Here is a 7,500-nt window from a genome sequence, read left to right on the forward strand (position 1 = left end):
TTATTTTTTTCAAATTAAATAATTATTATTAATAAACTACTTATTATTATTTATTTGATAGATTTTTATATTTTATTATCTTACCATATAGTTCCTTCGTTTACATCTTTATAAACTGCACCAGTTCTTGCATCTACAAAGAAATGTCCATAAGTTCCAGCATCGTATCTAGAATCAATTCTAACCCTATAGATTGGAACATCCCAAGTAAGAACATCTAGCTCAGAGTAATCTATAACCAAATCATTTATCCTTACATTAGCTCTTCTAGAGCAATTTTCTAAGGCTGCCCTCTCAGCCGCAGCTATGGTAATATATCCATCACCTTGAAGATTAGCTGCGTTTAAACATTGAGTCAGAACATTTGAATTTAATTCGCCGATAGCAGTAATCTTTTCTGCTCCTTTTAGAACAGTTTTATCGCTATTATTCCCAACTAATACTGTAGGTTCGTATTTTGAAATAGAACTTCCAATCAGTGGATAAACCAAGTTATATAGTCAGATATATGAAGTTCCTTAGGATTATCATAAAATGTCTGGATAACTTTTTTATTTGTCTCATATCTATCAGCGCCTGCTATTCTTTCAGCGCCCAATCTATCTACTATGCGATCAGGTAAAGTATTTTTACCGCCTATAGCATACAAATCATAATATTCCCAATATGATTCAAAGAGTTCAGCTACAAAATCATCGGCCAAAACAACAGGTGTTCCTGCTTTATAAGCTGCAGAAGCTATACTTACAGCATCAGCCTCACCTTTGTAAGGTGCAACAAAGAATATATCATTTGAATACGTATCCATATCGCATTCAAAATAAGTTAAAAGACTAGTCTCAACTCTATCTGTACCATCAATTATAATAACACTCTTCCCTTTTGATTTAAGAGAGGATTCAATACTAGAGCTTACAGATGCAGTTCCTCCTACTATGTAAATCTCCTTAGCTTTATTAAGCCTATTTTGAACTGATGCAGGTATGGAATTCTGTCTTGTAAGAAGTATAGGTGCCTCTTTAACACCTGCAAGGCCACTTGCTGAAAGACCATCGGCAAGTTTATCGCCATTAATAAGTATTGCTGTAGTGTAAGATTGCTTATCAGCTATCAATGCTGAAGTTTCATACTTATCCTTACCTTGAATTTTGCCAATAGAGCTAAGAGCACTAGAGCTTACTGTAAAAACTGAAGCTGTCAACAGTACCGACAAAGCCAATGTTAATATTTTTTTACCTAATTTCAAACTCAATCTCATAATAATCCCCTTCCGCAGAATAACCTTCACTATTTTGGAACACTATATCGAATGTACAACTTAGTAGAATTACTAAATCTGAATACTTTAATTATACTACTCTTAAAATAAATTTTACTGTATTCATGTAATATATTCTATATTTTGACACCAAAATCCTTCATATTCTTACTTTATAAATATAAAATGAAGAATTTCAGAGTTTTTTATAAAACCACATAAAAAAGACCGCCTCATTTTTGAGACGATCTAACTATATTCTAATTACTTCTCACTTTTAATTTTTATCATTGCTTTTGTAACGTTTTATATAGACAACTTATTTATTCAAATTGTTCTTATAATAAGAAAATAGCTCTTCCTCGTACTTAAACAGTGGTAAATCCATATTTTTATGTACCCTTACTAGCCATGGTAAATCCAAATCAGAATCTAAGATTTTCCCTTGATCTTCAAAAACTTCTATAGACTTTCCTTCACTAACTAAACTTCCTCTATTTAATACATATATATAATCACATATATTGTAAATCAAGTCCATATCATGACTAGTTATAACAACTTTCACGCCATTTTCTTTCATTCTATTAATTATATTTACTACCGCCTTAGTGCTCGATGGATCAAGACCTGATGTTGGTTCATCCAACAAGATAACCTTATTCTCCATAGCTATAACAGAAGCTATAGCTATTCTCTTTTTCTGACCGTAGCTTAAAAAATGAATTGGCTTATCAATTAAATCTAAGCAGTGAACTTCTTCTAAAGACTTCCTTACTCTAAACTTTATTTTATTCTCATCAATACCTATATTTCTAAGAGCAAATGCAATATCATCGTAAACCCTAGAATAGAATATCTGTTTTTCTGGATCTTGAAAAACTATACCCACATTCATTCTAAGTTTATATAAGCATTTTTTATCGTATTTAATAGATTCACCATCAAATAAAATTTCACCCGATGACGGCTTTAAAATACCCATCATATTCATAAAAAGAGTAGATTTTCCCGAGCCATTAGAGCCAACAATTCCAATGACATCCCCCTTATCAAAATCCATGTCAATGTTATTAAGCGCATAATCTGCTTTTTCGTATCTATAACTTAAGTTTTTTATTTTATACATTTCTTACCTCAACTATGTGAAATTCACCATCATATAATTTCATATCTAGAGAAATACACATATCTTCATATCTCTTAATAAGTCTATTATACAGCAAATTAGCCAGAAGACCCAACGATCTATACGAATTTTTTATATTTATATACCCAAATCTAAGCTCTTGAGATTTATATATTTCCATAAACTCTTCTAGAAAAATAAATATAAACCTATAAGTCAACATCGCTAACTCTACAAAATTATCTGGTATATGTAGTTTCTTCATAATATATATCAATTGATTAAACGGAGTTGTCAACATACTAAAGTACACACAAGTTAGGCATGACATAGATCTGAATAGTATATGAATAGACACACTTATTGATATTTCAGATACTCCGAAATACATATTAAAAATATTTACACTATACAGAAGGCTTTCTTTATTAGAAGTTATATTAATAAGCGTCACAAGAATACTTAAAATCAAAAATCCCGATGGTATACTAAGCAATTTCAAGTACTTTTTAAACTCAATCTTCGCTACAAAAACAATTACTAAGCTCATGAATACTATTATAGAAGCTAGTACATACACATTTTGAATAATCATCGATACAATCAAGAAAAATACACTAATCAAAACTTTTTTATTTGGATTCATATCTCTAAGTGCATTTGTATAAGCATATTTATCTATAATAAGCATACTTAGTCTCTCTTTCTTTTACCTAAGAAATAACCTATAACACCAGCTCCAAGTGCTGCTTGTACACTGAATAATAAACTTTCAATCTCACCGCTAGCTGGCTCATATAGACTTCCGAACCATGGTTCATAATCTGGATTAATTTCTGTGATTAACCCCTCAGCCTCTCCATCAGCCCCGCCAAATTCTGCTCCAGAATTAAATAAAAGCGGCACGACTGCTATCAAAACTACTAACACTAATAATATCAAATTAGTTTTTTTCTTACTCTTAGACTTAGTGCTCAATTAACTCAACTCCTTGCTCTTCATTTTCTATTACAAGGTTATATATTATAACTGTAAGTAGTCCCTCAGCTATTGCAATAGGAACTTGAGTAATAAAGAATACTCCTAAAAACTTAACAGCAGATGCTACAAAACCACCCGTTGGATCAGGGAATGCCAATCCAAGTTGAAGTGAAGTTACAGTATAAGTTGCCAAGTCCCCTAAAGCTGCAGCAAAAAACACACATGTAGAAGTCTTTACATTGCTCTTTTTAAGTAATTTAAATATAGCAAATGAAACTATAGGACCAATAACAGCCATAGAAAAAGCGTTTGCTCCTAAAGTAGTCAGGCCTCCATGAGCTAATAATAAAGCTTGGAACAAAAGCACTATTGTTCCTAGAACAGCCATTACGCTTGGGCCAAAAACAATTGCTCCAAAACCAACCCCTGTTGGATGAGAACAACTTCCTGTAACTGAAGGAATTTTTAAAGCAGACAATACAAATACAAACGCACCACATAATGCCAATAATACCTTTTTCTTAGGCTGATCTTTAATTACCTTATTTACAGATCTCAAACCAATAACTAAGAACGGTATAAATACAACAGTCCAGAAAATAGACCATCCCACTGGTAAATACCCTTCCATTATATGCATCGCATTAGCTGGTAAAGGGTTTAATACAATCAACATCAATGCGGTGAATATAGATAAATTTAAAAAACGTTTCATAATTACCTCCTATTTATAATTTTATTTAAACTTAATAAAAGTTAAACACAAAAAACCCAACTCGAGTTGGGTTTACATAATATAAACAATTAAAAAAGCAAACACTATTGCATCTATATTAAAAACGTTCTCCCTCCCCGAAGAAATCTCTTAATATCACAGGCAGGTCTCCTGACTTAGTCTCAATCTCAACTTTCACCTTCCCATAATGAAATTACATTACAGTGGCATATAAAAGTCTCGTCAACATCACAGTAGCGGGGGCTGTAAAGGAATTTAACCTTTTTCCCTATTAATCTAGCAAGAACCAGTAATATCTTATATTAATTTTTTTGTAGATAACTATTACCATTACCTAAGTTATATTGTACACTATTTTATAATAAATTTCCATACTCTGCTAATGGTTACACAACAAAATATATATAGAACTTAAAAAATAAAATCATGTACCATAATTTATTAGCAGGCTGATTTTGATCATAATCTTGACTTTGATTTTGATATTCCCGGCGACATAGCCCTAGCGTAGGAAACTTTTAMGGTTTTAGATTTAAATAAAATAGAGGGTTAATRGTTGAATTTCGAATRGATATGAKGATGWTGTTGTGAKCTTGTAGATGTCTGGCTTGRTTTCTTAGCCAGCCTACAAGCTCACAACATCGTCATCATATACGTTCGGAATTTAACCATTAACYCCTCATAATATTTAATCAAAAACTAAAAAAAGACTACGTGGCTACGTCTTACTCTCCCAGGCAGTTTCCCACCAAGTACCATCAGCGCAAGAGAGCTTAACTTCTGTGTTCGGAATGGGAACAGGTGTATCCTCTCTGCTATAGTAACCACATAATCTTTAAATTAGAGTTAGTACTCTAAAAACTACATATATAATTTAGTAAATCATCTAAAATCAGGTCAAGTCCTCGATCTATTAGTATCGATAAGCTCCATACATTGCTGCACTTCCACCTTCGACCTATCAACCAGGTAGTCTTCCTGGGATCTTAACCTTGCGGTGGGAAATCTTATCTTGAAGTCGGCTTCGCGCTTAGATGCTTTCAGCGCTTATCCATTCCACACATAGCTACCCAGCCATGCCCTTGGCAGAACAACTGGTACACCAGAGGTGTGTCCATCCCGGTCCTCTCGTACTAAGGACAGATCTCCTCAAATTTCCTACGCCTGCGACGGATAGGGACCGAACTGTCTCACGACGTTCTGAACCCAGCTCGCGTACCACTTTAATGGGCGAACAGCCCAACCCTTGGGACCTACTACAGCCCCAGGATGTGATGAGCCGACATCGAGGTGCCAAACCTCCCCGTCGATGTGGACTCTTGGGGAGATAAGCCTGTTATCCCCAGGGTAGCTTTTATCCGTTGAGCGATGGCCCTTCCACGCGGAACCACCGGATCACTAAGTCCGATTTTCATCCTTGCTCGACCTGTATGTCTCGCAATCAAGCTCTCTTTTGCCTTTACACTCTATGTACGATTTCCGACCGTACTGAGAGAACCTTTGAGCGCCTCCGTTACCTTTTGGGAGGCGACCGCCCCAGTCAAACTGCCCACCAGACAGTGTCCCAAGACCAGATTCATGGCCTATGGTTAGAGTCCCAGTACTACAAGGGTGGTATCCAAAGGATGGCTCCGCCAAGACTGGCGTCCTGGTTTCATAGCCTCCCACCTATCCTGTACATGTAGTACCAAGACCCAATGTCAAGCTACAGTAAAGCTCCATGGGGTCTTTCCGTCCTGTCGCAGGTAACCGGCATCTTCACCGGTATTACAATTTCACCGAGTCTGTTGTTGAGACAGTGCCAAATCGTTACGCCTTTCGTGCGGGTCGGAACTTACCCGACAAGGAATTTCGCTACCTTAGGACCGTTATAGTTACGGCCGCCGTTTACTGGGGCTTAAGTTCACTGCTTCGGATAAATCCTAACAGATCCCCTTGACCTTCCAGCACCGGGCAGGCGTCAGCTCCTATACATCTCTTACGACTTAGCAGAAACCTATGTTTTGGTAAACAGTCGCTTGGGCCTATTCTCTGCGGCCACCCGAAGGTGGCACCCCTTATCCTAAGTTACGGGGTCATTTTGCCGAGTTCCTTAACAACAGTTCTCTCGCTGGCCTTAGGATATTCTCCTCACCCACCTGTGTCGGTTTGCGGTACGGGCACCTTTAACCTCGATAGAGACTTTTCTCGACAGTGTGAAATCAGCTACTTCGCTACTAAATTTCGCTCCCCATCGTACCCCAGCATTAATATCCGGACGGATTTGCCTGTCCAGACTGCCTCAGTACTTAGGCACACATAACCAACAGTGTGCATAGCCTATCCTACTGTGTCATCCCATTTCTCAAACGGTTATTGGTGGTACAGGAATATCAACCTGTTATCCATCACCTACGCCTTTCGGCCTCAGCTTAGGTCCCGACTGACCCAGGGCGGACGAACCTTCCCCTGGAAACCTTGGGTTTACGGCCTGTGGGATTCTCACCCACATCTCGCTACTCATGCCAACATTCTCACTCCCATACAGTCCACATGTCCTTACGGTCATGCTTCGACCCGTATGGGAAGCTCCCCTACCCATCATAAATGATGTCGTAGCTTCGGTAGTAAGTTTTAGCCCCGGAAATTTTCGGCGCAGGATCACTCGACCAGTGAGCTATTACGCACTCTTTAAATGAGTGGCTGCTTCTAAGCCAACATCCTGGTTGTCTGTGCAATCCCACATCCTTTACCACTTAACTTACATTTAGGGACCTTAGCTGACGATCTGGGTTGTTACCCTCTCGACTATGAATCTTATCACCCACAGTCTGACTCCTGAGTAAAAGATAACGGCATTCGGAGTTTGATAGTCTTCGGTAAGTACAATACCCCCTAGGACATTCAGTGCTCTACCTCCGTATCTCTAAGCTCAAGGCTAGCCCTAAAGCTATTTCGGGGAGAACCAGCTATCTCCGGGCTCGATTGGAATTTCACCGCTACCCACAAGTCATCCCCGAGCTTTTCAACGCTCGTGGGTTCGGACCTCCGCGAAATTTTACTTTCGTTTCATCCTGCTCATGGGTAGGTCGCCCGGTTTCGGGTCTACGTCAAATAACTAAACGCTCAGTTAAAACTCGCTTTCGCTACGGCTTCACACCATAAGTGCTTAACCTTGCTACTTAACGTAACTCGTTGGCCCGTTCTACAAAAAGTACGCGGTCACACTAAAAATGTGCTTCCACAGCTTGTAAGTGTAGGGTTTCAGGTTCTATTTCACTCCCCTCCCGGGGTTCTTTTCACCTTTCCCTCACGGTACTATACGCTATCGGTCACTAGGTAGTATTTAGCCTTGGAGGGTGGTCCCTCCTGCTTCCCACAGGGTTTCACGTGTCCCGTGGTACTCTGGATCACATC

General features: G+C 38.1%; 6 protein-coding genes, 2 rRNA genes and 1 riboswitch (1 of these 9 only partly in view). All 8 genes read right to left on the reverse strand.

What is annotated here, in order from left to right; translation table 11 throughout:
- Positions 1 to 80: 80 nt before the first annotated feature.
- Positions 81 to 491: a PepSY domain-containing protein gene (locus tag T473_RS17465; RefSeq protein ID WP_051365938.1), complete on the reverse strand. Its 411-nt coding sequence runs from the start codon at positions 489 to 491 to the stop codon at positions 81 to 83.
- Positions 476 to 1,258: a cell wall-binding repeat-containing protein gene (locus T473_RS16975; protein ID WP_051365939.1), complete on the reverse strand. Its 783-nt coding sequence runs from the start codon at positions 1,256 to 1,258 to the stop codon at positions 476 to 478. The genes T473_RS17465 and T473_RS16975 overlap by 16 nt, the downstream gene beginning before the upstream one ends.
- Before the next feature lie 319 nt (positions 1,259 to 1,577).
- Positions 1,578 to 2,387 (reverse strand): energy-coupling factor ABC transporter ATP-binding protein, encoded by an 810-nt coding sequence (locus tag T473_RS0114540; protein WP_024622543.1) that lies wholly within the window; start codon positions 2,385 to 2,387, stop codon positions 1,578 to 1,580.
- A complete protein-coding gene (gene cbiQ, locus T473_RS0114545) occupies positions 2,380 to 3,078 on the reverse strand; it encodes a cobalt ECF transporter T component CbiQ (protein ID WP_024622544.1) in 699 nt (232 codons plus the stop codon). Before cbiQ ends, T473_RS0114540 begins: the two co-directional genes overlap by 8 nt.
- A gap of 2 nt (positions 3,079 to 3,080) precedes the next feature.
- On the reverse strand, positions 3,081 to 3,365 hold the full coding sequence (locus tag T473_RS0114550) for an energy-coupling factor ABC transporter substrate-binding protein (protein WP_024622545.1): 285 nt from the start codon (positions 3,363 to 3,365) through the stop codon (positions 3,081 to 3,083).
- Positions 3,355 to 4,083: an energy-coupling factor ABC transporter permease gene (locus T473_RS0114555; protein ID WP_024622546.1), complete on the reverse strand. Its 729-nt coding sequence runs from the start codon at positions 4,081 to 4,083 to the stop codon at positions 3,355 to 3,357. The genes T473_RS0114550 and T473_RS0114555 overlap by 11 nt, the downstream gene beginning before the upstream one ends.
- 144 nt (positions 4,084 to 4,227) lie before the next feature.
- Positions 4,228 to 4,410, reverse strand: a riboswitch (cobalamin riboswitch).
- Between the two features lie 406 nt (positions 4,411 to 4,816).
- Positions 4,817 to 4,933: ribosomal RNA gene (gene rrf / locus T473_RS0114560) — 5S ribosomal RNA — on the reverse strand.
- Positions 4,934 to 4,997: 64 nt separating this feature from the next.
- Positions 4,998 to 7,500: ribosomal RNA gene (locus tag T473_RS0114565) — 23S ribosomal RNA — on the reverse strand; it runs 396 nt beyond the window's last position.

The organism is Clostridioides mangenotii TR (assembly GCF_000498755.1).
Classification (GTDB): Bacteria; Bacillota; Clostridia; order Peptostreptococcales; family Peptostreptococcaceae; genus Metaclostridioides; species Metaclostridioides mangenotii_A.